This window comes from Clostridium sp. (genome assembly GCF_034179595.1).
GTDB lineage: Bacteria > Bacillota > Clostridia > Clostridiales > Clostridiaceae > Clostridium.
Genome location: NZ_JAXFPT010000031.1, coordinates 1 through 25,038, shown reverse-complemented (window position 1 = coordinate 25,038; position 25,038 = coordinate 1). Strand labels below are relative to the sequence as shown.

At 28.8% G+C, this 25,038-nt stretch carries 27 protein-coding genes and 2 tRNA genes; 25 read left to right on the top strand and 4 right to left on the bottom strand.

Going from position 1 to position 25,038, the window contains the following annotated elements:
• Positions 1-7: 7 nt before the first annotated feature.
• From yidC to SPJ33_RS03680, 8 genes are all read left to right on the top strand, one after another.
• The gene (gene yidC, locus SPJ33_RS03715; RefSeq protein WP_321116631.1) at positions 8-769 is read left to right on the top strand and encodes a membrane protein insertase YidC; all 762 of its coding nucleotides are present in this window, start codon (positions 8-10) and stop codon (positions 767-769) included.
• 36 nt (positions 770-805) lie between these two features.
• The gene (jag, locus tag SPJ33_RS03710; protein ID WP_321116630.1) at positions 806-1,429 is read left to right on the top strand and encodes an RNA-binding cell elongation regulator Jag/EloR; all 624 of its coding nucleotides are present in this window, start codon (positions 806-808) and stop codon (positions 1,427-1,429) included.
• A gap of 157 nt (positions 1,430-1,586) precedes the next feature.
• Positions 1,587-2,966: a tRNA uridine-5-carboxymethylaminomethyl(34) synthesis GTPase MnmE gene (gene mnmE, locus SPJ33_RS03705; RefSeq protein WP_321116629.1), complete on the top strand. Its 1,380-nt coding sequence runs from the start codon at positions 1,587-1,589 to the stop codon at positions 2,964-2,966.
• Between the two features lie 10 nt (positions 2,967-2,976).
• On the top strand, positions 2,977-4,869 hold the full coding sequence (mnmG, locus tag SPJ33_RS03700; protein ID WP_321116628.1) for a tRNA uridine-5-carboxymethylaminomethyl(34) synthesis enzyme MnmG: 1,893 nt from the start codon (positions 2,977-2,979) through the stop codon (positions 4,867-4,869).
• 18 nt (positions 4,870-4,887) lie between these two features.
• Positions 4,888-5,607: a 16S rRNA (guanine(527)-N(7))-methyltransferase RsmG gene (gene rsmG, locus SPJ33_RS03695; RefSeq protein WP_321116627.1), complete on the top strand. Its 720-nt coding sequence runs from the start codon at positions 4,888-4,890 to the stop codon at positions 5,605-5,607.
• A gap of 247 nt (positions 5,608-5,854) precedes the next feature.
• Positions 5,855-6,640, top strand: coding sequence for an AAA family ATPase (locus SPJ33_RS03690; RefSeq protein WP_321116626.1), 786 nt, complete (start codon positions 5,855-5,857; stop codon positions 6,638-6,640).
• Positions 6,637-7,500 carry a ParB/RepB/Spo0J family partition protein gene (locus SPJ33_RS03685; protein WP_321116625.1) on the top strand — a complete coding sequence of 288 codons (864 nt, stop codon included), beginning with the start codon at positions 6,637-6,639 and terminating at the stop codon, positions 7,498-7,500. The genes SPJ33_RS03690 and SPJ33_RS03685 overlap by 4 nt, the downstream gene beginning before the upstream one ends.
• A 61-nt stretch (positions 7,501-7,561) precedes the next feature.
• Complete coding sequence (locus SPJ33_RS03680) at positions 7,562-8,062, top strand: DUF4446 family protein (RefSeq protein ID WP_321116624.1); 501 nt, start codon at positions 7,562-7,564, stop codon at positions 8,060-8,062.
• A 62-nt stretch (positions 8,063-8,124) separates the two neighbouring features.
• On the opposite strand, the gene yyaC is transcribed toward SPJ33_RS03680, so the two are convergent.
• From yyaC to SPJ33_RS03665, 3 genes are read right to left on the bottom strand one after another with little or no spacing between them, the layout of a single operon-like run.
• Positions 8,125-8,706 carry a spore protease YyaC gene (yyaC, locus tag SPJ33_RS03675; protein WP_321116623.1) on the bottom strand — a complete coding sequence of 194 codons (582 nt, stop codon included), beginning with the start codon at positions 8,704-8,706 and terminating at the stop codon, positions 8,125-8,127.
• Between the two features lie 50 nt (positions 8,707-8,756).
• A complete protein-coding gene (locus SPJ33_RS03670; protein WP_321116622.1) occupies positions 8,757-9,914 on the bottom strand; it encodes an aminotransferase class V-fold PLP-dependent enzyme in 1,158 nt (385 codons plus the stop codon).
• A 12-nt stretch (positions 9,915-9,926) separates the two neighbouring features.
• Positions 9,927-10,553 (bottom strand): LysE family translocator, encoded by a 627-nt coding sequence (locus SPJ33_RS03665; RefSeq protein WP_321116621.1) that lies wholly within the window; start codon positions 10,551-10,553, stop codon positions 9,927-9,929.
• Positions 10,554-10,711: 158 nt separating this feature from the next.
• Here SPJ33_RS03665 and SPJ33_RS03660 point away from each other — a divergent pair, with 158 nt between their 5' ends.
• From SPJ33_RS03660 to SPJ33_RS03590, 15 genes are all read left to right on the top strand, one after another.
• Positions 10,712-10,945, top strand: coding sequence for a DUF3343 domain-containing protein (locus tag SPJ33_RS03660; RefSeq protein WP_321116620.1), 234 nt, complete (start codon positions 10,712-10,714; stop codon positions 10,943-10,945).
• A 20-nt stretch (positions 10,946-10,965) separates the two neighbouring features.
• Positions 10,966-11,850 (top strand): mechanosensitive ion channel family protein, encoded by an 885-nt coding sequence (locus SPJ33_RS03655; protein WP_321116619.1) that lies wholly within the window; start codon positions 10,966-10,968, stop codon positions 11,848-11,850.
• Positions 11,851-11,867: 17 nt separating this feature from the next.
• On the top strand, positions 11,868-12,062 hold the full coding sequence (locus SPJ33_RS03650) for a DUF951 domain-containing protein (protein WP_321116618.1): 195 nt from the start codon (positions 11,868-11,870) through the stop codon (positions 12,060-12,062).
• A gap of 103 nt (positions 12,063-12,165) precedes the next feature.
• Complete coding sequence (gene rpsF / locus SPJ33_RS03645; protein ID WP_321116617.1) at positions 12,166-12,453, top strand: 30S ribosomal protein S6; 288 nt, start codon at positions 12,166-12,168, stop codon at positions 12,451-12,453.
• Positions 12,454-12,469: 16 nt separating this feature from the next.
• Positions 12,470-12,913: a single-stranded DNA-binding protein gene (locus tag SPJ33_RS03640; protein WP_321116616.1), complete on the top strand. Its 444-nt coding sequence runs from the start codon at positions 12,470-12,472 to the stop codon at positions 12,911-12,913.
• Between the two features lie 63 nt (positions 12,914-12,976).
• A complete protein-coding gene (rpsR, locus tag SPJ33_RS03635; RefSeq protein WP_321116640.1) occupies positions 12,977-13,192 on the top strand; it encodes a 30S ribosomal protein S18 in 216 nt (71 codons plus the stop codon).
• A gap of 160 nt (positions 13,193-13,352) precedes the next feature.
• Entirely contained in the window at positions 13,353-13,649 is a 297-nt protein-coding gene (locus SPJ33_RS03630; RefSeq protein ID WP_414627203.1) for a MazG-like family protein, read from the top strand.
• A 21-nt stretch (positions 13,650-13,670) separates the two neighbouring features.
• A complete protein-coding gene (locus SPJ33_RS03625) occupies positions 13,671-15,611 on the top strand; it encodes a DHH family phosphoesterase (RefSeq protein ID WP_321116614.1) in 1,941 nt (646 codons plus the stop codon).
• A 1-nt stretch (position 15,612) separates the two neighbouring features.
• On the top strand, positions 15,613-16,059 hold the full coding sequence (gene rplI, locus SPJ33_RS03620) for a 50S ribosomal protein L9 (RefSeq protein WP_321116613.1): 447 nt from the start codon (positions 15,613-15,615) through the stop codon (positions 16,057-16,059).
• 12 nt (positions 16,060-16,071) lie between these two features.
• Positions 16,072-17,964 (top strand): Lon family ATP-dependent protease, encoded by a 1,893-nt coding sequence (lonC, locus tag SPJ33_RS03615; protein ID WP_321116612.1) that lies wholly within the window; start codon positions 16,072-16,074, stop codon positions 17,962-17,964.
• Between the two features lie 112 nt (positions 17,965-18,076).
• Positions 18,077-19,411, top strand: coding sequence for a replicative DNA helicase (locus tag SPJ33_RS03610; RefSeq protein ID WP_321116611.1), 1,335 nt, complete (start codon positions 18,077-18,079; stop codon positions 19,409-19,411).
• Positions 19,412-19,496: 85 nt separating this feature from the next.
• On the top strand, positions 19,497-20,297 hold the full coding sequence (gene proC / locus SPJ33_RS03605; protein ID WP_321116610.1) for a pyrroline-5-carboxylate reductase: 801 nt from the start codon (positions 19,497-19,499) through the stop codon (positions 20,295-20,297).
• Positions 20,298-20,718: 421 nt separating this feature from the next.
• Positions 20,719-22,005 carry an adenylosuccinate synthase gene (locus tag SPJ33_RS03600; RefSeq protein ID WP_321116609.1) on the top strand — a complete coding sequence of 429 codons (1,287 nt, stop codon included), beginning with the start codon at positions 20,719-20,721 and terminating at the stop codon, positions 22,003-22,005.
• Positions 22,006-22,099: 94 nt separating this feature from the next.
• The gene (locus SPJ33_RS03595) at positions 22,100-22,294 is read left to right on the top strand and encodes a DUF1858 domain-containing protein (RefSeq protein WP_321116608.1); all 195 of its coding nucleotides are present in this window, start codon (positions 22,100-22,102) and stop codon (positions 22,292-22,294) included.
• A gap of 196 nt (positions 22,295-22,490) precedes the next feature.
• Positions 22,491-23,249 (top strand): acyl-[acyl-carrier-protein] thioesterase, encoded by a 759-nt coding sequence (locus SPJ33_RS03590; RefSeq protein WP_321116607.1) that lies wholly within the window; start codon positions 22,491-22,493, stop codon positions 23,247-23,249.
• Between the two features lie 54 nt (positions 23,250-23,303).
• On the opposite strand, the gene SPJ33_RS03585 is transcribed toward SPJ33_RS03590, so the two are convergent.
• Complete coding sequence (locus SPJ33_RS03585) at positions 23,304-24,551, bottom strand: NAD(P)/FAD-dependent oxidoreductase (protein WP_321116606.1); 1,248 nt, start codon at positions 24,549-24,551, stop codon at positions 23,304-23,306.
• A 268-nt stretch (positions 24,552-24,819) separates the two neighbouring features.
• On the opposite strand from SPJ33_RS03585, the gene SPJ33_RS03580 reads away from it, so the two are divergent.
• Both SPJ33_RS03580 and SPJ33_RS03575 read left to right on the top strand, forming a co-directional pair.
• Positions 24,820-24,894 (top strand) — tRNA-Glu (locus SPJ33_RS03580).
• A gap of 20 nt (positions 24,895-24,914) precedes the next feature.
• Positions 24,915-24,990 (top strand) — tRNA-Val (locus tag SPJ33_RS03575).
• Positions 24,991-25,038: the final 48 nt, after the last annotated feature.

Here is a 25,038-nt window from a genome sequence, read left to right as displayed (position 1 = left end):
AAAGGATATGATGACATTATTCAAACCGATAACTGATTTTTTTACTATCATATTTGATAAATTACATCACCTGATTATTTCTGTTGGGGTAACAGATCCAGGTTGGGCGTATGTATTAGCAGTTATAGTTTTAACAGTAATTATAAAAACTATAATACTACCTTTTAGTATAAAATCAGTAAAATCAACTAGAAAGATGCAGGAATTTCAACCTGTAATCAAAAAGATTCAAGAAAAATATAAAAATGATCCTCAAAAAGCAAATGCTGAAATGATGAAGGTATATAAGGAAAATAATATTAGTATGACAGGTGGATGTTTACCAATGTTAATTCCACTTCCTATATTAATGGCTCTTTACTATACATTCATGCAAATTTCAGGAATTCAAGGAGTATCATTCTTATGGTTACCTAATCTTGCAGGAAAAGATCCATATTATATACTACCTGTATTAGCCGCAGTTAGTACTTTTATACCATCATATTTAATGACAAAAGCAAATCCAGCAACAGAATCATCAGGAATGAATATGATGCCAATGAATATTGGTATGGCATTAATGATGGGATTCATGTCACTTAATTTCCAATCACTATTAGTTATTTATTGGATAGTAGGTGGAGTTTATCAATTAGTACAAACTTATTTCTTAAATGTTAGACCTGTAATGAATAAGAAAAAGGAACAACAAGAAGAAGTAAAAATTCAACCAAAAAACAAGTTTGCTATGCCAGAAGGATATGAAAAGAAAAGAAATAAAAAGTAATATGTAGTTATTATATGAGAGTGGTGAATATGGTATATGAAATTCATTGAAGTAACAGGTAAAAGTGTTGATGAAGCAATAGAAAATGCTTTAAGGGAATTAAATATTACTAGAGACAGAGCTATAATCGATATAATAGATGAAGGTTCTAGAGGATTTTTAAGTTTTATAGGTAATAAGCCAGCAAAGGTTAAAGTTACTGTAAAAAGAGACTATATAGAAGAAGCATATAATTTTGTTAGAAGTGTTTTAGATTCTATGGGAATTCTAGCAGAAATAAAAATTAGAGAAGATAATGATGTTATAAAGATTGATTTAACTGGTCCAAGAATGGGATTAATAATTGGATATAGAGGAGAAACTTTAGATTCACTTCAATATTTAATATCTTTGGTAGTTAATAAACATCATGATATTTCTTATAAAAAAATTATTTTAGATACTGAAAATTATAGAGCTAAAAGAGAAGAGGCTTTAAAGCAAGTTGCTTTAAAAATAGCTAATAAAGTTAAAAAAACTAAAAAAATCTTTAAGTTAGAACCTATGAATCCATATGAAAGAAGAATAATACATGCTATATTACAAGAAGATGATACTATAATTACTTATAGTGAAGGTGATGAACCTTTTAGAAGAGTTGTAATAGCATTAAAAGAATAAAAAAGAAAGCCAAGTTTTGGACTTTCTTTTTTTATTGTATTAATAACTCAAAATAAGAAATATATAGCTTTGACTTATTATATATATTTTTGTAAAATTGATATTAGTTTGTTTTGATTATACTATATAGAAGTAATTACTTCTAAGGAGGATAATAATGAAAGAATTTGATACTATATGTGGTATTGCTACTGCTCAAGGTGAAGGTGGAATAGCAATCATAAGGGTTTCAGGAAATAAGGCTCTAGAAATAGTAGGGCGTATATTTAAGGGAATAAATAATTTTGATATAAATAATATGAAAACTTATACTATGAAATACGGAAACATTATTGATAGTGTAAGTAAAGAAGTTATAGATGAAGTTATAATAAGTTATATGAAGGGACCAAGAAGTTTTACAGCGGAAGATGTTGTAGAGATAAACTGTCATGGGGGAGTTGTTTCTACTAATAGAGTTCTTGAGGAAGTTATTAAAAGTGGTGCTAGAATTGCAGAGCCTGGAGAATTTACTAAAAGAGCATTCTTAAATGGAAGAATTGACTTAAGCCAAGCAGAAGCGGTAATGGATATTATAACTGCAAAAACAGATTTAGCTATGAAGTCAGCAGTTATGCAAAGTGAAGGGTCACTTTCTAGGGAAATAAATAAGCTTAGAGCTTATCTACTTGATGTGCTTGCACTTATTGAATATGATGTAGATTTTACAGAAGACGATGAGGAACCAGATGCAACTGTTCCTGTAAAAGTATCAGAAAGCCTTAATAAGGCAATAATTGATATGGAAAAGTTATTAAAGGGTGCAAATGAAGGAAAAATTATAAGAGAAGGTTTAAAAATGACAATAGTAGGTAAACCGAATGTTGGGAAATCATCTCTTATGAATGCACTTCTTCAAGAAAAAAGAGCTATTGTAACTGATATACCAGGAACTACAAGAGATGTAATTGAAGAGTATATTAATCTTGGTGGGATACCAGTAAAAATTACTGATACTGCTGGTATAAGAGAAACTGAAGATGTTGTAGAGAAAATTGGAGTTGAAAGATCAAGAGAGAAATTAGAAGAGGCTGATTTAGTTGTTTTAATGCTTGATACTTCAAGACCATTAGATGATGAAGATAGAGAGATTATCAAATCAATAAAAAATAAGAAAACAATAGTATTATTAAATAAAGTAGATTTGGAACGTAAACTTCAATTAGAAGAGCTAGATGGATTACATAATTTAATTGAAATTTCAGCTATGACTGGTTTTGGAATAGAAGATTTAAAACAAAAGATTAAGGAATTATTCTTTAATGGTGAAGTAGATAATGAAAGTTTAATAATTACAAATAGTAGACATAAACAAGCACTTTATAGAGCATTAGAGAATTGTAAGACTGCAGAAGAAAGATTAAAGATGAATGAATTTTTAGATTTAATTTCTATTTACGTAACTTCAGGATTAAGAGCATTAGGAGAAATAACAGGTGCAGAGCTTGAAGAAGATTTAGTAAATAAGATATTTAGTGAATTCTGCGTAGGAAAGTAGGAGGAAGTATATGAGATATAATGCTGGAGAGTATGATGTAGTTGTTGTTGGAGCTGGTCACGCAGGGTGCGAAGCAGCTCTTGCATCATCAAGAATGGGATTAAAGACATTAATATGCACAATTAATTTAGAAGCAATTGGAATGATGCCTTGTAATCCTAATATAGGGGGAACAGCTAAAGGTCATTTAGTTAGAGAAGTTGATGCATTAGGTGGAGAAATGGGTCTTAATATAGATGATACATATATTCAATCAAGAATGCTTAATACTTCAAAAGGACCTGCAGTTCACTCATTAAGAGCGCAAGCAGATAAATTAAAATATCAAAAAAGAATGAAAGAGGTTCTTGAATCACAAGATAATCTTTATGTTAGACAAGTAGAAATTGTTGATTTAATAGTTGAAGACGGAAAAGTTACTGGTGTAGTTTCAAAAAACGGAGCAATATTTAACTGTAAAGCAGTTGTTCTAGCAACAGGAACTTATTTAAAAGCTAAAATAATAATAGGCGAAGTTAGTTATAATAGTGGACCTAATGGATTATCACCTGCAAATGATCTTTCTCAAACATTATTGGATTTAGGAATAGAGCTTAGAAGATTTAAGACAGGAACACCACCTAGAGTAAATAGAAAATCAGTAGATTTTTCTAAGATGATAGAACAAAAAGGTGATGAAAAGATAGTACCATTTTCATTTATGAATGATAATATCGATAGAAAGCAAATATCTTGTTATTTAACTTATACAAATGAAGGAACTCATAAGGTTATATCTGATAATATAGGTAGATCTCCTATATATAATGGATCAATTAAGGGTGTTGGACCTAGATATTGCCCATCAGTAGAAGATAAGGTTATGAGATTCCCAGATAAATCAAGACATCAAATATTTGTAGAACCAGAAGGTGAAGATACACTTGAAATGTATATTGGTGGGTTCTCATCATCATTACCAGAAGATGTTCAAATCAATATGCTAAGAACTATAGAAGGTCTTGAAAATGCTGAGGTAATGAGATCAGCATATGCTATAGAATATGATTCAATAAATCCTACTCAATTAAAACCAACGCTTGAGTTTAAGAATATAGAAGGTCTTTATGGAGCAGGTCAATTAAATGGTAGTTCAGGATATGAAGAAGCAGCTGCACAAGGTATAGTTGCAGGTATTAATGCTGCATTGAAAGTTCAGGGAAAAGATCCAATGGTTCTTACTCGTTCTGATGCTTATATTGGAGTTTTAGTTGATGATTTAGTTACTAAAGGTACAAATGAACCTTATAGAATGATGACATCAAGAGCAGAATATAGACTTCTTTTAAGACAAGATAATGCAGATTTTAGATTAACTGAAATTGGACATAAAGTAGGTCTTGTATCAGAAGAAAGATATAATAGATTCATAGAAAGAAAAACTAATATTGAAAATGAACTTGAAAGATTAAAGAACCTACAAATAACTAATAAGGCAGAAAATAATGAAATATTAGTTAAGCTTGGAAGTACAGAACTTAAAAAACCTATTAGTTTCTATGAATTAATTAAAAGACCTGAACTTGATTATTTTTCAGCTTCAGAACTTGATTTAGAAAGACCTGAATATCCTGATAATATTGGAGAGCAAATAAATATTATTGCTAAATATGAAGGATATATAACTAATCAATTAGAACAAGTAGAACAATTTAAAAAGTTTGAAAAGAAACTATTACCTAAAGATATAGATTATACTGATGTTAAGGGTTTAAGAACAGAAGCTATACAAAAATTAAGTAACATTAGACCTATAAGTATAGGTCAAGCATCAAGAATTTCAGGGGTATCACCTGCTGACATTTCTGTGTTATTAGTTTACTTAGAATATAATTATGGTAAACAAGCAAATAAAGATAATTAAGATCCTAAGGAGGTAAACATGGATTTTTATAATTTAATGAAAACCGCAGCAGATGAGGTTAATATAGAATTTAATGAACAAATGTATGATAGATTCATTAAATATATGAGATTAGTACAAGAATGGAATCAAAAGATTAACCTTACTGCAATTACTGAAGATGAAGAATTTATAAAGAAGCATTTTATAGATTGTATAAAGGCATTTAAAAGTGATGAACTTAAAAATGCTAAGACTGTAATTGATGTTGGAACAGGTGCAGGCTTCCCAGGAATGCCAATAGCTATATTAAGAGAAGATATAGAAGTAACTTTATTAGATTCACTTAACAAAAGAATAAATTTCTTAAATTTAGTTGTTAAAGAATTAGGTCTTAAAAATGTTATAACTATTCATTCTAGAGCAGAAGATGGCGGAAAGAATAAGGATTTAAGAGAAAAGTTTGATATAGCAACATCAAGAGCTGTTGCTAACATGGCAGTATTATCTGAATTTTGTTTACCTTATGTAAAAGTATCTGGATATTTTGTTGCATTAAAAGGACCTGCAATAGAAGAAGAATTAGAAAATAGTAATAAAGCTTTAGATATATTAGGTGGTAAATTACTAAGAGTTGATAAAACAGTTATAGAAGGAACTGATTTGAATCATAATATAGTTGTTGTTGAAAAAGTAAAGGAATGCCCTAAAACATATCCTAGAAAAGCAGGAACTGTAACAAAAAAACCATTAAAATAAGTTTTAAACTTATCCACAAAAATAAACATAAATATTAAGTTTATCCACTAAAGGTGTGTATCTTTAGTGGATTTTTTGTGCTATTTTTTTAAAATATATATGCCTATAAATTTATGTATAAGTAAAAGCTGAAAAAACTATTAAGAAAATATTGTTTTATTACTTTTATCTTTAATTATTATATAAAAAAATATATAATATAGTTTGTGAGAGGGGGTGCAAGCTCTATAAATATTTAGAGCTACATATGAAAACAATTTGTATATTTAATCAAAAAGGTGGGGTTGGGAAAACAACTACAAATATTAACTTAGCTTCGTATCTTGCAATAGCAGGTAATAAGGTATTGACAATAGATATTGATCCTCAAGGTAATACAACTAGTGGATTAGGAATAGATAAGAGAAATTTAGAATTGTCTATGTACGATGTTATAACATCTAATGTGGGTTTAAAGGAAGTTATTATACATAGTGATCTTATTTCAAATTTATATATAGCGCCATCAACTATGGAGTTAGCTGGAGCTGAAATTGAAGTAATAACAAAGGATAATAGGGAAAGAATACTATTAAATAAGATAAATGAGATAAAAGATGATTTTGATTTTATTTTTATAGATTGTCCACCTTCGTTAGGAGTTTTAACTATTAATGCATTAACTAGTTGTGATTCTGTATTAATACCAATTCAATCTGAATTTTATGCATTAGAAGGGCTTGGTCAATTAATGAGTACAATTGATCTTGTAAAAAAATCTTTAAATCCTAAAATTGAGGTTGAAGGTGTAATCATGACAATGTATGATAATAGGACAAACCTTAGTAATGAAGTATTTAGTGAAGTAAAAAAATATTTTAAAGATAGTGTTTATAAAAATACTATCCCTAGAAATATTAGATTAGCAGAATCTCCAAGTTTTGGTCTTCCTATAATGCTTTATGATGCAAAGTGTAAAGGTGCAGATGCTTATTCAAATTTAGTAGAAGAATTTTTAAAAAAACAAAGGGTTTTAAAAGGTGAAGTTAGATGAGTAAAAAATATGGATTAGGAAAGGGGCTTGGTGCTTTAATTCCAAATGAAATTAGAGATAAAGAAATTTTAGGCAAAAAAGAAGATAATTCATCGAATAGATTAATTTCTTTGAATAAAATTATAAATAATTTTGAGCAACCCAGAAAATTTTTTGATAATGAAAATATAGCTGAACTTGCAGAGTCTATAAAAAATTATGGAATTTTACAACCACTTTTATTAAAAAAAGATAAAGATAAATATATAATAATAGCAGGTGAAAGAAGATGGAGAGCAGCAAAAATGCTAAATCTTAAAGAAGTGCCAGCTAATATTATAGATTTAAGTGATAAAGAAGTTTTAGAAGTTTCTCTAATTGAAAATATACAAAGACAGGATTTAAATCCAATTGAAGAAGCTTTGGCATATAGAAAATTAATAGAAGAATTTAATTTAACTCAAAAAGAGCTAAGTGAAAGAATAGGAAAGTCTAGAGTTGCAATTACTAATACTATGAGACTTGTTAATCTAGATGAAAGAGTACAACAATATTTAATTGAAAGTGTGATTTCAGAAGGACATGGAAGGGTCTTGTTAAGTATTGAAGATAAAGATTTGCAATATGAATTATCTCAAAAGATTATAGACGAAAAGCTTTCAGTAAGAGAATTAGAAAAATTAATAAGGATTATGTTCAAAGATAAAAAAGAAAAAAAGGAAGTTAAAGTTAATCCTTATATAAAAGATATTGAAGATAAGCTTCAAGATTACTTTAGTACAAAAGTAAATATAAATTCTAAGAATAAAAAAGGCAAAATAGAAATTGAATACTATTCAGATAATGATTTAAATAGAATTTTAGAACTAATGAATATCTAATGTTTCACGTGAAACATGTTTCACGTGAAACATTTCTAAGAAAAAGGAAGGACGGAATGTTGTGGAAAGTTTAGTATCAAATTTAGGAAATTATTTACCTTATATAGTAGTAGTAATGGGTATTATAGTTTTATTACTTTTAATATTAGTTATTGTTCTATGTAAGTCAGTAAGTACATTAGAAAACAAATATAGAAAATTAATGAGAGGTACTAGCAATAAAAACTTAGAAGAAGTAATTGTTAGTAAATTAAATAATATTCAAGAAGCAGAAAATGCTGCAAGAGAAGCAGCTAAATTATGTGAAGATTTAAAAGACGAAGTAAAGGGTTGCGTTCAAAAAGTTGGAATAATGAGATATAAAGCTTTCGAAGATGTTGGAAGTGATTTAAGTTTTTCAATAGCAATGCTTGATGCGCATAATGATGGAATAGTATTAACTGGATTATACGGAAGACATGATAGTACAACTTATGCTAAACCAATTGATAAAGGTATATCAAGATATGAATTATCAGAAGAAGAAGCTCATGTTTTAAAAGAAGCAATGAATAGTAAATAAAAAATCATCTTCTCGCTTACGCGAGAAGATGATTTTTTATAACTTAAATTCTAAAATAAATATTAATAATCAGATAATGATTCAATAAAAAGATTTTTTCCTATAAGTTTGTCTATAGAATAAGAAATACCCTTAGATATAAATTCAGCCAATGTAAACACAGTATACAATCTAGTAGTTTGTAAAACCATAAATTTAGAATCACCAGAAATATTTACAACACCAGTTATACTTAAATCTCCAACAGCAGGTAATTTTTTATCAAGTGCTAGTCCAGGTAAAAGAGGTGTATCTTCTATAAATACTTTGCCCACATTTTGAAAAGAACCTAATGAAGCATCTATAGCTACTATATAAGGGTTTTCAAAAGAATTCTTAATATCTTCTAACGTATTTACAAGATTTTGAGAATGAACAGGACTATATAAAGATCCATATATATAAATAGAGTCATTATCAAAATTGTTTATATTATATCCTACTAAAGGACCTAAAGAATCACCAGTTGATTTATCAGAACCTATACATAAAAATATTATATTTCTATTACTATCTAATATAGGTTTTAATATATCATAAAGATGTTCACCAAATTCGTTAAATGAATTACTTTCTATAGCATTAAATGAAAAAATATTGCTCATAAAAAACCTCCTTTTTATGGATTATTTCCATAAAAAGGAGGTTTTATAAATTAAAAATTAGATTCTTTACTAATCTTTTTTAATACTGATAAAGCATAATCTATGTCTTCTTCAGTATTAAAATAAGAAATACTAAGTCTAACAGTACCATTTGGAAATGTACCAATTGACTCATGACACATTGGGGCACATTGTAACCCTGAACGATTACTTACTCCATTAGATTCAAGTAAAAATGATAATTCTGAAGGGTCCATTCCTTTTAAATTAAAAGATAAAGATGTGGTTGATCTAGAACCTGTAACATCTCCATATACTTCAAATCCATCAATATTCAATATTCCATTAAGTAATCTTTTATAAAGTTTAGAATTCTTTTCTTTTATATTATTGATACCAATTTCATTTATAAAATCTATAGCATTAGATAAACCAACTATACCAGGTATATTTAAAGTACCACACTCAAATTTATCAGGCATAAATGTAGGTTGATGAATTTCATGAGAAAGGCTTCCAGTACCACCTTCCATAAGTGTAGTACAAGCTTTGTTTAATTCATCACTTATTATAAAACCTCCAATACCTTGAGGACCTAATAAACTTTTATGCCCCGTAAATGCTAGTGCACTAGCATTTACCTCATTAAAATCTATAGGTATAGTTCCTGCAGACTGTGCTGTATCAATTATAAAGAAAATATTATGCTTTTTACAAATAACCCCTATTTCTTTTATAGGTTGTACAGTTCCAATTACATTAGATGCGTGAGTTAAGACAACAAGCTTAGTATTGCTTTTAATAAGCTTTTCCACTTCACAAGGATTTATAAATCCATCTTTTGTTACACCCACAAAGTCAACTTCAACACCTAAGTTTTCTTTACAGGATATAATTGGCCTTATTACTGAATTATGTTCAATAGAAGATGTTATAACATGATCACCTTGCTTTAAAGTACCCTTTATAAGTATATTTAAAGAAGAGGTTATATTGTTTGTAAAAATAACATTTTCTACTTTGTCATAATTAAAAAATTTAGCTATTTTTTCTCTAGCAAGAAATACTTCTCTATTACTTTCTAAAGCATTAGAATGGTTAGATCTATTAGCATTTCCACCTATATTTACTAAGTAATTATAAATTGAATCAGTAACAACTTTAGGTTTTGGAAAAGTTGTACTTGCATTATCTAAATATACTTTCATATTCAACATCCTTTATTTAATTAATATATATAGTCCATAAAATATAAAGAATATACTTACTATACACAATATGTATGTTAAAAGTTTAGAGGCGGCTTTATCAATATTCTTTTTAAATAACTTTAGTCCTCTTGAAGCTAAAATATTTAATATTGTAAACCAAGTTATACTTCCTAATGGCATGAATAAAAATGATACATAAAAAAATAAATGCCCATTAGATTTCCAAACATTCATTACAGTACTACTTAAAGCAATCCAAAAGAAAAATGTAGAAGGGTTAATAAAAGTTATTAAGAAACCGCTAATAAATCCTCCAAGTTTTGGATTATCTAATAGTTTTGATGAACTATTTTTATTGGCTGAACGAATTGAAAATAAAAATAATATTATTCCCGATATAATCCAAAAGATTCCTTCATAAGTCTTATTATTTTGTAATATATTGAAAACTCCTAAATTAATTATTATAAGATAAGTATAATCAGCAAAGATTGCTCCAATTGATACTTTAAATCCATTCCAAAATCCTTTACTTATTGAACGATTTACAGCTTCTAATCCAGCAGGGCCAAGAGGAATCGATGAAAAAAGTCCTGTCAGAAAACCTATAAATCCTGCTCTGATAATATAAATCATAATGTTCTCCTTTTGAAAAGTATGTATTATTTAATTATAAATCAAATATAGATACAATTCATTAAATTTAAATAAAAAGAATATTATATTTCTTTATAAAATGTATAATTTATATATAATATAAACTGTATAAATATTTTATAGAAAGGGAGATAAAAGTGAAATATTACATAATAGTATTTAAAAATACACATGATGCCATGAATGGAGAAAAAATTCTGAAGGAAAAAGGATATATATTTAGAATAATGCCAACTCCAACTTCAATAACTCAAAGTTGTGGTATATGTATTAGATTCGAAGATGAATCACAAATAGAAAAAATAAAAGAAGAGAACTTTGAATATAAAAACATATATTGTAAGCAAGGTTCAGAATATAAACAGATGTAGTATTTGAAGGGGGAAGGTATATGGAGTTTTTTCTAGCTAATTCAACAAGCATTAATGATGATGTAGTATTAGGAGCTATTAAGATACCAGGAGAGGTAATAGATTTCTTAATAAAAAAAGGATTTTCAATACTTATTATCATATTTTTAATGTTTATATCTATTAAGATTGGGACAGGATTAATAAATAAGTTTGAAAAAAGACAAATTGAAAATCAAAATTCTAGATTAGCACTTAGTCCACAGAAAGCAAGAACTATGGGTGCAGTTATGCACAGTATTCTTAAATATGCTGTGTATTTTGTTGGTATAGCTACAATATTATCAAATATATTTACAGGAATGTCATTAACATTTGCAAGTATGGGTGGTTTTGCAGTAGGTTTTGGAGCACAAAGTTTAGTAAAAGATCTTATAAATGGATTCTTTATATTATTTGAAGATCAATATGGTGTTGGTGATTATGTAACTATTGGAACATTTGATGGAATAATTGATAGTATAGGAATAAGAACTACAATACTTAAAGATTTCAATGGTGATTTACACTTGATTCCAAATGGAAGTATAACAGCAGTTACAAATCATTCTAGAAATAATATGAGATTTATGGTTGATGTATCTATAGCATATGAAGAAGACATAGATCATGCAATAGAAGTAATAGATAAAGCTTGTAAGAGTTTCCAAGAAGAACATAAAGAAGATGTTCCACAACCAATAGAAATATGGGGAGTTACTAAACTTGGAGATTCTGGAGTTAACATAAGAGTCGTTGGATTTAGTATTCCTATGAAACAGTGGTCTATGGAAAGAGCACTTAGAAAAGATATAAAAGAAACTTTAGATAAAGAAGGTATAGAAATTCCTTATAATAAAACTGAAATGATAATGAAGGAAGCATAATTAAAGGAGGTATAAGATTGATAGAAAATTTCGAATTAGGTGACATTGTGGAAATGAAAAAACAACACCCTTGTGGTGAAAAAAACTTTGAAATTACAAGAATTGGTGCAGATATAAAAATAAAATGTACTGGATGCGGAAGAATAATAATGATTCCGAGAAGTAAGTTTCAAAAGGGTGCAAAGAAAATAATTGAAAAAGCAGAAAGTTAATAAAAATTTCTTGAAAAAATAAATCTTTAATGTTAGAATTATAAATTGTAATCCCTGCTGTGCAAAGCACAGCCGTTTAGTCCGAGGGGAGGAGGTGAAAATAATGAGAAAGTACGAAACTATATTCATACAACACCCATCACTTGACGAAGAAGCTATAAAGGCTAACATCGAAAAGTTCAAAGGTGTAATCGAAAATGGTGGAGGAACTGTAGAAAACGTTGATGTTTGGGGTAAGAGAAAGCTTGCTTACGAAATCGCAAAGGTTAACGAAGGATTCTATACTTTAGTAGAATTTTCAGCAGACCCAGAATTACCAAAAGAATTAGAAAGAATATTCAGAATTACTGACGGTGTTATGAGACACATCGTAGTAAGAAAAGACGTGTAAGAGAGGTGATATTGTAATGAACAAGGTTATACTTTTAGGTAGACTTACAAAAGATCCTGAATTAAGATTTGCAGCTGGAACTGGAAATGCTGTTACAAGATTTTCAATTGCTGTTACAAGACAATTCAAGAGAGATGAAGCTGACTTTATCAACTGCGTAGCGTTTGGAAAAACAGCTGAGACAATAGCACAATATCTTACAAAAGGCAGCCAAATAGCTATTACTGGTAACATTAGAACTGGTAGTTATGATGCACAAGATGGTTCAAAAAGATACACTACTGATGTAGTTGTTGAAAGTTTTGAATTCGTTGGTGGCGGAAAAGGTGCCAATAATACTGGATCATTTAATGATGATTTCGGTAGCAATAATTCTGATTATTCAAAACCATCAAATGATTCATTTGGAGGTTTTGACGATGATATGACTCCGGTTGATGACGGAGACATGCCATTTTAATCTTTTTTAGGTAAGGAGGGAAATACAGTGAAAGAAAATAACAACAGAAGATCTGGCGGAAGAATGAGAAGATCTAAGAGAAAAGTTTGTGCTTTTTGTGTTGAAAAAGCTGAATCAATAGATTACAAAGACGTATCTAAGATCAGAAAGTACGTTACTGAAAGAGGAAAAATACTTCCAAGAAGAATTTCAGGAACATGTGCTAAACACCAAAGACAAGTAACTGAATCAATTAAGAGAGCTAGAAATATAGCTTTATTACCATTCACAACTGAATAGTAATAAGTTTAAAAAGAGTAAATTAGAATTAACTTCTACTTTACTCTTTTATTTTTATGAAAAATTCTCATTTTCTTGCATTAGTACTGGAAAAAATTTAAAATATACATACAAGGGTATTTAAGAGGTGAGGGTTTTGAAAAAGCGTAGTTTGAATATTATGGGTAATGTAAAGGTTATTGAAAATCTAAAAGCTCAATTACTTAGAGTAGTAGCAGATTTTTATACATTATTAACAAGAGGTAGTAATGTTGCAGAAGAAGCTATAGTTGAATGTATATCTAGCGCAATAATTATTCTTTATGTATTAGGGGATAAACTCGGTTACTCAGCATCTAAAATTGATGATGAAATAAAAAATAAGCTTGAATTTGGAATAAGAAGTGAAGACGAGATTGAAAGAGAAGGAAAGAGTTTAAGCAAGCTTAAAGAGTATATTTTAAAGAGAAGAGACTAATAATTAAATAGGAGGCGTTTTATGAATTTAAAATCATTAATTATAAAACTCATAAAACCAGTTGGACTAATTTTAGCTTCTTTAATATTATTTTTATTAGGCTATAATCAACTAGGATTATTGATTGCAATAATATATTTTATAGATAATTTTTATCAACTAAAAAATCTTTGGGAAAAAGAAGAGGATACAAATAAATTTACTAAAAATATAAATGAAGCAATAAAAGATAATTTGGCGAGTGAAATATTACCTATATCACTTATAGATGAAAATGGAATTATAAAATGGTGTAATGACATTTTCAATCAATTAGAAGCTAAAGACAATTTTATTGGAGAGAGTATACTTAGTGTCGCAAGAGGGCTTGATTTAAATAATATAATAAATGCAGAAAAAAATTTGCATCAAAGATTAAAACTAAATGGTAAACTTTACGATGTTTATAGTACTAAAATACTTAAAAATAATGAAGAATTATATTTAATATATTTTAATGATATAAGCGAATTTATAGGATTAGATACAACAAAAGAAAGTATAATGCTTATAGAAGTTGATAATCTTAACGAAGCTTTAGATACAACAGATGAATCTAATAAACCATTGGTAATAGCAGAAATAGACAGAGAAATAACTTCATATGTATATGGCTTAGAAGCTATGATAAAGAAGTATCAACCTAACATGTATATTGTATCTATTAAAGATAAATACATAGATGAAGAAATAAATAATAATTTTGAGCTTTTAAATAAAGTATCTAAAATTAATAAAGGTAATAAGTTAGAAATAACTTTAAGTGTTGGTATCGGAAGAGGCGGGATATCTCCATTAGAAAACTATAATTATGCAGAGTTTGCAAAAGAACTTGCATTAGGTAGAGGTGGAGATCAAGTTGTTATAAAAACAAATGAAGATATCAAGATATTTGGTGGAAACAGCAAGGAAATAGAAAAAAGAACTAGGGTTAGGGCAAGGGTTGTATCTCATGCTTTAAAAGAACTTATATATGAAAGCAGTAAAGTATTTATAATGGGTCATAAGAATCCTGATATGGACTGTTTTGGTTCAGCCATTGGACTTTCAAATGCTATAAAACAATTAGGAAAACCATGTAATATTATTTTAGATGATGATGTTGGGGCTATAGAATATTATTTAAGAGAATTGAAAAGTGATTCAAAATATGCTAATCTATTTGAAACATCAGAAGAAGCTATGAAGGAAATAGATGATGAATCTCTTCTAATAATTGTAGATGTACACAATAAAAGTTATGTTCACAATTTAACTTTTGTTGAAAATATAAAAAGAAAAGTTATAATAGATCATCATAGAAGAAGTGCTAATATAATAGAAGATACTCTTTTAAATTATATAGAGGTATATGCATCATCTACTTGTGAAATGATAACAGAAATAATTCAATATATGAATGATAAGCCAAATCTTTCAAAGCTTGAAGCTGAAGGATTACTTGCTGGTATTTATATGGATACGAAAGGTTTCTCATTTAAAACAGGTGTTAGAACCTTTGATGCTGCATCATTTTTAAGAAATAAAGGTGCAGAAACTACAGAAGTTAAAAAGATGTTTACTGATAATTTAACAGATTTTATACAAATTGCTGATATAATTAAATCAGCAAGTATTGATAATAAAATTGCAATTGCTACATGTCCACATGATGTTAAGGATACTGTTATAATTGCAAAATCAGCTGATGAATTATTAAATATATCTGGTATTCTAGCAAGCTTTGTTTTAGCAGATATTAATGGTGATATTTATATAAGTGCTAGATCACTTGGAGATATAAATGTTCAGGTTGTGCTAGAGGCTTTAGGTGGTGGTGGTCATATGAATATGGCAGGGGCTAAAATATCAAACAAATCAATAGACGAAGTCCTAATAGATTTAAAAGATGTAATAAAAAAATACTTAAGGGTGGGTGAATAAAATGAAAGTAATTTTATTAAAAGATGATAAGAAACTAGGAAAAAAGGGTGATGTTGTTAATGCATCAGATGGATATGCAAGAAACTACTTATTCCCAAAAAATATAGCTAAGGAAGCTACAGCAAATAATTTACACATTTTAAACAATCAAAAAGAAAATGAAAGAAAGCAAAAGCTTGCAGAACTTGAAGCAGCTCAAAAATTAGCAGCTGACTTAAAGGGAAAAGAAATAAAGATTGAAGGTAAAGCAGGAGATAATGGAAAGTTATTTGGAGCTATTACTAGCAAAGAAGTTGCAAAGAAAATAAAAGAATTATATAAGATAGATATCGATAAGAAGAAGATAGTTATGGATACAATAAAAGTAGCTGGAGGATATGAAATAGAAGTTAAATTATATCCTGAAGTATCAACAAAGATGAAAGTTATAATTGTTCCACAAGCTTAAGGAGGAATAGTATTGAAATTACGTGAGGAAATTGGATTCTTACAAGATGTAATTAAAGGAGATTTATCTTTAGAATCTCAAATAAATGTTTTATTTGATATATTAAAAAATGTATTAGATGAAGGTGCTGTTAGAGCTAGAACTGTAAAATTCAAATTAAAAGATTACGTAAGATCAACAAAACTTACTGAAAGAGCATATGCATTAAATATGATAGCTTCAGATGGGGCAGGAATAGAAGTTGTTCCACCAGAAGATAAAATCGGTGAAGTTCTTGAAGATACTGTAGTTTGGATATCAGAAGAAATAGCTAAAAGATATGTACAAAATCAAATAGAATCAAAAGTAGAAAAAGCTATAATGGAAAAGCAAGAAAAATACATCGATGAGATGAGATTATCCATTATAAAGAAAGAAAAAGGTAGCGAAAACCAAAAAACAGAAAAGAAGTATGAAGAACTTAAAGAACTAGATTCAAGAGTAACAAGCAAGAATATAATGAGTTTTTTAAGACCTGAAACTTTAGATGAAATTGTAGGTCAAGAAAGAGCTATAAAATCATTAATATCAAAGTTATCATCTCCATATCCTCAACATATAATCCTTTATGGACCACCAGGGGTTGGTAAAACTACAGCAGCTAGAATTGCATTAAATGCAGCTAAAGAATTAAACTTTACTCCATTTGATGATAAATCAAAGTTTGTTGAAGTAGATGGTACAACTTTAAGATGGGATCCAAGAGAAATTACAAACCCTTTATTAGGATCAGTTCATGATCCTATATATCAAGGTAGTAAGAGAGACCTAGCAGATATTGGTGTACCAGAACCAAAGCCAGGTTTAGTTACTGAAGCACATGGTGGAGTATTATTTATAGATGAAATAGGTGAACTTGATAATATACTTCAAAATAAATTATTAAAAGTATTAGAAGATAAGAGAGTTGAATTCTCATCATCATATTATGATCCAGATGATGATAAAACTCCAAAGTATATAAAATACTTATTTGAAAAAGGAGCTCCAGCTGATTTTGTATTAATTGGAGCAACAACAAGAGAACCAGGAGAAATAAATCCTGCACTTAGATCAAGATGTACAGAAGTTTATTTTGAACCATTAGGTGTTAAGGATATTGAAAATATAGTAAAGAATGCTGCAAAGAAGCTTGGAGTTTCTCTTGAAAAAGATGTTCCAGAATATATAAGTAGATTTACTATAGAAGGAAGAAAAGCTGTAAATATACTTACAGATGCTTATGGTTATGCTTTATATAAAAGAAAGAATGTACCAAAGAAACTTAAAATAACATTAAAAGATGTTGAAGAAGTGGTTTCTATAGGAAGATATACTCCATTTGAAAGAGTTAGTGATAACTCAACTTATGAGGTAGGCCATATCCATGGATTAGGAGTAAGTGGATTTATAGGATCAACAATAGAAATAGAAGCTGCTGCTTTCCCTGCTAAGAAAAAAGGTGCAGGAACAGTTAGATTTAATGAAACTGCTGGTAGCATGGCAAAGGATTCAGTTTATAATGCAGCATCTGTAATAAGAAAAATTACAGATAAAGATATAAAAGATTATGATATACATGTTAATGTTATTGGTGGCGGAAAGATAGATGGACCATCTGCAGGGGCTGCTATAACAGTATGTATAATAAGTGCATTATTAGAGAAGCCTTTAAGACAAGATGTTGCAATAACTGGAGAAATATCTTTAAGAGGATCAATTAAGCCAGTCGGTGGAATATTTGAAAAGATTTATGGTGCAAGAAGAAAAGGTATCAAACTTGTAATTGTACCAGAAGATAATAAAAATGATATTCCACAAGGATTAACAGATATAGAAGTAAAACCAGTTAAGACAATAGAAGAAGTAATGGATTTAGTATTCTAATTATTAAAGCGAAGAAGATGTCTAACATCTTCTTTGTTTTTTTGAAATAATAACGTATTTTCTAAAATAATTTGATATAATATGAGAAGAATGTTTGGAAGGAGGTATATAAATGGAAACAACCGTTAATAGAACACTACCACAGAGTATAGAAGCAGAACAATCAGTAATAGGTTCTATGATTATAGATAGAAGTGCAATAGCACAGGCAGCAGAAGGATTAGATGAAGAAGATTTTTATAGAGACAGTCATAAGGTATTATTTAAAAGTATAATTGATATGTTTAAAAAAGATATGGCTGTTGACTTAGTTACTGTATTAGAACATTTAAAGGCATCTGATACTCTTGATAGAGCTGGTGGTGTTACATACGTAACAGAAATAACTTCCTCTGTACCAACAACAGCTAACCTTGCATCATACATAAAAATTGTTCAAGAAAAATCAACTCTTAGAAAACTTATAAAAGCTTCTACTTCAATAATTGAAGAAAGCTATAATAAGCAAGGTGAAGTAGAAAATGTTTTAGATTCAGCAGAAAAGAGAATATTTGATATAGCAGAAAAGAGAACTGCAAGTGATTTTGAACCATTAAATCAAGTTCTTGAAAGAGGATTTATTGAAATAGAAAGATTATTTAATAATAAAGGTGAAATAACAGGAGTAGGATCTGGATTTATAGATTTAGATGCAAAAACTTCAGGTTTTCAAAAAGGTGATATGGTGCTGATTGCAGCAAGACCATCTATGGGAAAAACTACATTTGCACTAAATATTGCAGAACATGCTGCACTTAGAGAAGGAAAGAGTGTAGTAATATTTTCACTAGAAATGTCAAAAGAACAATTAGCATATAAATTATTATGTTCAGAAGCAAATGTTGATATGCTAAAGCTTAGAACAGGGACATTAGATGATAAAGATTGGGAAAATATCGCAAGGGCTACAGGACCTTTATCTAAAGCTAAAATATATATAGATGATACTGCAGGGGTTTCTGTAATGGAAATGAGATCTAAATGTAGAAGACTTAAAGTTGAGTATGGAATAGATTTAATTTTAATAGACTATCTTCAACTTATGTCAGGATCATCATCAGAGAGTAGACAACAAGAGGTATCAGAAATATCAAGATCTATAAAAGCTTTAGCTAAGGAAATGGAATGTCCAGTAATAGCTTTATCACAGCTATCTCGTGCACCAGAACAAAGAGCTGATCATAGACCTATGCTTTCTGACCTTAGAGAATCTGGTTCAATTGAACAAGATGCTGACCTTGTTATGTTTTTATATAGAGATGAATACTATAATAAAGAAACAGAAGATAAAAATGTAGGTGAATGCATAATAGCTAAACAAAGAAATGGTCCAGTTGGAACTGTTAAGCTTGCATGGCTTGGACAATTCAGTAAATTTGGTAATTTAGATTCAATACATCAAGAATAGAATTGTAAAATAAATTAAAGAAACTCACCAAACTTTAGGTGAGTTTCTTTATATAAAAAATAAATTTTAAAGTAAGGGGATTTTTATGAGTAAAAAGATAGGTTTTATAGGATGCGGAAATATGGGAGGTTCAATGCTTGGAGGATTAATAAATAAAAAGTTTGTAAGCAAAGAACAAATTTTTGTGTCAACTAAAAGTGAAAAATCTAGAGAAAAACTAGAAAAAAAATATGGGGTATTAGGTTTAAAAAATAATATAGATGTTGCAAAATATGCAGATATATTAATACTTGCAGTTAAACCTTATATGTATAAAGAAGTATTAGCTGAAATAAAGGCAGCTTTAAGAAAAGATCAAATTATAATAAGCATTGCAGCAGGAATAGATTTAAGTGATTTACATGAAATGATAGGTAAAGATTTTAAAATAGTTAAGACAATGCCTAATACGCCAGCATTAGTTGGTGAAGGAATGTCAGCTATATGTCCAAATGAAAATATAAATAAAATTGAGCTAGATTATATTTGCAAAATGTTTGAGGTGTTTGGCAAATATGAAATATTGGACGAAAAAGATTTTCATGCATTTATAGCATTATGTGGTTCATCACCTGCTTATGTATTTATGTTTATAGAAGCCATGGCAGATGCTGCAGTTAAACTTGGAATACCAAGAAATAAAGCATATAAGATGGCAGCACAAAGCGTCTTAGGCTCAGCTAAAATGGTATTAGAAACAGGAGAACATCCAGGAGTATTAAAGGATATGGTATGTTCACCAGGAGGTACAACTATAGAAGCTGTATGTGAACTTGAAAATAGTGGCTTTAGAAATTCTGTAATTAAGGCTATGGATAAGTGTGCTGAAAAATCTAAGAATATGTAAATAAGATAATATAAAAAAATTTAAATATTAATGTTGACAAAAAGGGTAAGATTATATATACTATAGTTAATGATAATCAATATCAATTTAAGAAGCGTAAGATAGTTGAATTGGTTACTAACTTGGACACATAAAAGACACATAAACATTAACTAAAAACTCCTCTTAATTATTAAAATTAAGGCGAAAAACTCTCAGAGGCCACAGATCTGAGAGTTTTTTTGTTGTTAATTTTATTTGTTATATACACGAACTATAAAATTAATTTTTTGAAAAATATTCGATAAATTATTGAATATTTTTTTGCCGTTTGTTACTATATTTATTGGAATTTATATTTCTTTAAATATAAATAATAAAGTTACAAAAATAAGATAAACTAAAAAGAAATTGGATTAGTGATTTAGAGGAGGCAAATAATATGTCAGCATTTATAGTAATAGGAGCTCAATGGGGAGACGAAGGAAAGGGAAAGATGACAGATTATCTTGCAGAAGATGCAGATTTTGTTGTTAGATTTCAAGGAGGAAACAATGCAGGTCATACTGTAGTAGTTGGAGATAAAGAATATAAACTTAGATTAATACCTTCAGGTATACTATATGATGATAAGACAAACGTTATTGGAAATGGAGTAGTTGTTGATCCAAAAGCATTATTTGAAGAAATAGAATATTTAGAAGGTGTTGGAGTAAAAATAACACCAGAGAAATTAATAATAAGTGATAGAGCACATCTTATAATGCCATATCATAAGGTTTTAGATAAGCTAAAAGAAAAAGCTAGAGGTAAAAATGATATAGGTACAACAGGTAGAGGAATTGGACCTTGTTATACAGATAAATTTGAAAGATGTGGTATAAGAGTTTGTGATCTTATGCATGAAAATGTATTTAGAGAAAAATTACAACAAAATATAGAAGCAAAAAATCCTTATATAACACAAATATTAGGTGGAGAACCTTTAAATTATGATGAAATATTAAATGAATATCTTAAGTTAGCTGAAAAATTAAGACCATTTGTTACTGATACATCAGTTAAAGTTTATGATGCTATAAAGGCAGATAAAAATGTACTATTTGAAGGTGCTCAAGGTATGTTACTTGATATTGATTATGGAACTTATCCATATGTAACATCATCAAATACAACAGCAGGTGGAGTTGCATCAGGTTCAGGTATAGGACCTAGAATGATAACAAATGCAGTAGGTATAGCTAAGGCTTATACTACAAGAGTTGGTAAAGGGCCTTTCCCAACAGAATTAGATAATGAAATTGGTGAATGGATAAGAGAAAAAGGACATGAATATGGAGTTAATACTGGAAGATCAAGAAGATGTGGATGGCTTGACCTTGTAATACTAAAAACTTCAGTAAGAGTTAGTGGTTTAACTTCACTTGCAGTTACAAAAATAGATACATTAGCAGGATTAGAGAAAATTAAAGTTTGTGTTGGATATAAATTTAATGGAGAAATTATTGATTACTTCCCAGCAAGTTTAGAAGATTTAGCATTATGCGAACCAGTTTATGAAGAATTTGATGGTTGGGATGATAGCGTATCAAATGCTAGAAGTTATGATGAACTTCCTGAAAATGCGAAAAAATATATACAAAGAATAGAAGAATTCACAGATACAAAGGTTTCAATAATTTCAGTTGGACCTAAAAGAGACCAAACTATGACAATAAAGGAAATTTAATTCCGACTATTTGACTTGACTTTAATAATTGAATAAAATATAATCTTTTTATAGATGATAATTATATGATTAAAATTATTAAGAGGTGAGTTAAATGATAACTAAGGATATGACAATCGGTGAAATAATTCGTAAAGATCCAACAAGAGCAGAAGTATTAATGGCTTTTGGAATGGGTTGTGTTGGATGCCCATCATCTCAAGCTGAAACTTTAGAAGAAGCAGCTGCAGTTCATGGATTAAACTTAGATGCTTTAGTAGAAGCTCTAAACAAAAAAAGCGAAATTTAATAAACATAAATGTAAGAGGACAGATAATTAAGAAATTAATTAATCTGTCCTTTTGTATTTATATGTAAAATTAACTAAAAGCACTCAAATTATATAATAATATTTTGTAAAATTTAATTTTAAAGAGAGTTTTAACATGGAAAGTTTATATAGATTAAGATAGGATTATATTATAAAAAATTTTGAGGTGAAGTAAATGGCTAAGGATTATACAAAACAATATGAAGTACTATATAGAGATGTAGATCGTAATTTAAAATGTAAATTATCAACTATGGTTGATATTTTCTGTGATGTTGGAAATGCACATGCGGAAAGTGTTGGAGATAGTATAGATTTTCAATTATCTCATGGATGCACATGGGTATTTTATAAATATGATATAACTATACGTAAGTATCCAAAATATAGGGACAAGCTAAATGTTACAACTATAGCAGTTGGATTTAAGAAATTTTATGCATTTAGAAAATACTTAATTAAAAATGAAGAAGGAGAAGTTCTTGCAGAAGCATTAGCATTATTCTTCTTAATAAATATAGAAAAAAGAAGACCAGCAAGAATACTTAAAGAACAATATAAATTCTATGGCGAAGATGGAGATATGGACAAAGCTCTAGAAATGGAAAAAATTCAAAAGATAGAAAAAGAAGATTATTATAAGGAATTCCAAATAAGATATAGTGATATAGATTCAAATAGCCATGTGAATAATGTTAAGTATATTGAATGGGCTATAGAATCTGTTCCAGAAGAAGTTATAAAAGATCATGAAATAAGTAGAATAAAGATAATATTTGAAAAAGAAACTACTTACGGAAATAAGATACATGTATCAGCTGAAATTAAAGAAAAAGATGGAGAGCTTGTTACATTACATAGAATAACTAATTTAGAAGGTCAAGAGTTAACTTTATTAGAGGCTCATTGGAGAAAAAGATCAGAAGAAAATTAATATATAAAATCGGCTACCACTTACGTGGTAGCCGATAATATTTACACAAAACTATTACATATTTTTAACTATAGAATTTACTGCAAAATATGCAGAACTCCAAGCCCATTGAAGATTAAAACCTCCACAATCACCATCAACATCTAAAAGTTCACCAGCAAAATAAAGATCTTTTACAATCTTAGATTCAAGAGTATTAGAATCTACCTCGTTAGTATCAATTCCACCAACAGTAACTTGAGCATTCTGAAATTCTTTAGTTCCAATACATTTAAATTTCCAATCCTTAAGTCTATTTATAAGTTCATTTTGATATTGCCAATCTAAATCAAAACAAGGTATATGAATGTTATCAACACCTATATCCTTAAGTAAAATAGGTATAAGTTTTTTATTAAGTACTCCTATTAATGAGTTAGATATGCTTCTGTGTGAAAACATAGATAAATGCCCATAAATGAAGTTGCTAACCTCATCTAAAATTTTATCTGGCATCATATCAACTTTTATCCACACATCTTCATTTTTATTTAAGCATCTAGAAACTGTGGATGAAATTTGAAGAATTGGGGGACCAGATATCCCGTAATCTGTGAATAAAATTTCTCCAAACTCTTCTCTAATAATTTTTTTATTAGAAATAAGAGATACTTTTCCATCAAACTTAATTCCAGATAATCCTTTAAGTCTAGGATAATCAAGTTTAAGTTGAACTATTCCAGGCATTAATTTAGTTACTTTATGTCCTAAATTTTCAGCCAATTTATGTCCAGATCCATCTGATCCAGTTTTAACTGCTGACTTTCCTCCACAACAAAGCAAAAGTTTTCTACAACTAAACTCATTAAATTCATCATTATCTGTGGATAATTTAAATTTATTTTTTTTGTGGATAGTTTTTACTTTGCAATTTGTGTATAAAGGAATATTTCTGTCTTCTATAGCTAATCTAAAAATATCCACAACTGATGAAGCTTGAAGAGATTGTGGATAAAGCTTATTATCTTCAAGTTCAATTATAGGTAATCCTAAAGATAAAAAGAAATTTCTTGTATCATCTATTGAAAAACTATTTAATGCGTTTATAAAAAAGTCTTTATTTGAACTATGATAATTTTTAAAAGGATAAGATATAGAAGAATTTGAAATATTACATCTCCCGTTACCAGTAGTTAGAATTTTTTTACCAACTCTATCTGTTCCTTCTACTATAGCAACATCTAATCCAAAGTCTTTAGCTAGTATTGCAGCCATAAGTCCTGAAGCACCACCACCGACTATTATTAAATCATGATATATCATATTTAAAATCTTCTCCTTATTTAATATTTTAAATAGATTCTACCACAGTAATAAATTTCATTAAAGCAAACATGAAAAAATAATAAGCTACAAAAAATGTAATATATATGTAGAAATTAGATTAATAGTAATAAAAATAAAAAAAATAAAAAAATATTTAAAAAAAGTGTTGACACTTAATTCGATTTTATGTAATATAGTCTATGTGATTAGCGCGAGATAGTTATCTAAAGATACGGAAGCGAAAATTACATAAGTTACTTAACATGGCTCCTTGGTCAAGCGGTTAAGACACCACCCTTTCACGGTGGTAACAGGGGTTCGATTCCCCTAGGAGTCACCATTATTTTTTATTTACTATGTGGGCGCATAGCTCAGCTGGGAGAGCACCTGCCTTACAAGCAGGGGGTCACAGGTTCGAACCCTGTTGTGCCCACCACATGAATTTAATACGGCTCAGTAGCTCAGTTGGTTAGAGTGCCAGCCT

Excerpts from the sequence above, each read along its gene's own strand:
- SPJ33_RS03655 (WP_321116619.1), top strand. The coding sequence starts at position 10,966 with ATGGAGTTTTTTCTAGCTAATTCAACAAGCATTAATGATGATGTAGTA.
- rpsR (WP_321116640.1), top strand. The coding sequence starts at position 12,977 with ATGAGAAGATCTAAGAGAAAAGTTTGTGCTTTTTGTGTTGAAAAAGCT.
- jag (WP_321116630.1), top strand. The coding sequence starts at position 806 with ATGAAATTCATTGAAGTAACAGGTAAAAGTGTTGATGAAGCAATAGAA.
- SPJ33_RS03685 (WP_321116625.1), top strand. The coding sequence starts at position 6,637 with ATGAGTAAAAAATATGGATTAGGAAAGGGGCTTGGTGCTTTAATTCCA.
- SPJ33_RS03630 (WP_414627203.1), top strand. The coding sequence starts at position 13,353 with ATGGGTAATGTAAAGGTTATTGAAAATCTAAAAGCTCAATTACTTAGA.
- rsmG (WP_321116627.1), top strand. The coding sequence starts at position 4,888 with ATGGATTTTTATAATTTAATGAAAACCGCAGCAGATGAGGTTAATATA.
- proC (WP_321116610.1), top strand. The coding sequence starts at position 19,497 with ATGAGTAAAAAGATAGGTTTTATAGGATGCGGAAATATGGGAGGTTCA.
- SPJ33_RS03595 (WP_321116608.1), top strand. The coding sequence starts at position 22,100 with ATGATAACTAAGGATATGACAATCGGTGAAATAATTCGTAAAGATCCA.
- rplI (WP_321116613.1), top strand. The coding sequence starts at position 15,613 with ATGAAAGTAATTTTATTAAAAGATGATAAGAAACTAGGAAAAAAGGGT.
- mnmE (WP_321116629.1), top strand. The coding sequence starts at position 1,587 with ATGAAAGAATTTGATACTATATGTGGTATTGCTACTGCTCAAGGTGAA.
- SPJ33_RS03665 (WP_321116621.1), bottom strand. The coding sequence starts at position 10,553 with ATGATTTATATTATCAGAGCAGGATTTATAGGTTTTCTGACAGGACTT.
- yidC (WP_321116631.1), top strand. The coding sequence starts at position 8 with ATGATGACATTATTCAAACCGATAACTGATTTTTTTACTATCATATTT.
- mnmG (WP_321116628.1), top strand. The coding sequence starts at position 2,977 with ATGAGATATAATGCTGGAGAGTATGATGTAGTTGTTGTTGGAGCTGGT.
- SPJ33_RS03690 (WP_321116626.1), top strand. The coding sequence starts at position 5,855 with ATGAAAACAATTTGTATATTTAATCAAAAAGGTGGGGTTGGGAAAACA.
- yyaC (WP_321116623.1), bottom strand. The coding sequence starts at position 8,706 with ATGAGCAATATTTTTTCATTTAATGCTATAGAAAGTAATTCATTTAAC.
- SPJ33_RS03670 (WP_321116622.1), bottom strand. The coding sequence starts at position 9,914 with ATGAAAGTATATTTAGATAATGCAAGTACAACTTTTCCAAAACCTAAA.
- SPJ33_RS03640 (WP_321116616.1), top strand. The coding sequence starts at position 12,470 with ATGAACAAGGTTATACTTTTAGGTAGACTTACAAAAGATCCTGAATTA.
- SPJ33_RS03625 (WP_321116614.1), top strand. The coding sequence starts at position 13,671 with ATGAATTTAAAATCATTAATTATAAAACTCATAAAACCAGTTGGACTA.
- SPJ33_RS03610 (WP_321116611.1), top strand. The coding sequence starts at position 18,077 with ATGGAAACAACCGTTAATAGAACACTACCACAGAGTATAGAAGCAGAA.
- SPJ33_RS03590 (WP_321116607.1), top strand. The coding sequence starts at position 22,491 with ATGGCTAAGGATTATACAAAACAATATGAAGTACTATATAGAGATGTA.
- SPJ33_RS03585 (WP_321116606.1), bottom strand. The coding sequence starts at position 24,551 with ATGATATATCATGATTTAATAATAGTCGGTGGTGGTGCTTCAGGACTT.
- SPJ33_RS03600 (WP_321116609.1), top strand. The coding sequence starts at position 20,719 with ATGTCAGCATTTATAGTAATAGGAGCTCAATGGGGAGACGAAGGAAAG.
- rpsF (WP_321116617.1), top strand. The coding sequence starts at position 12,166 with ATGAGAAAGTACGAAACTATATTCATACAACACCCATCACTTGACGAA.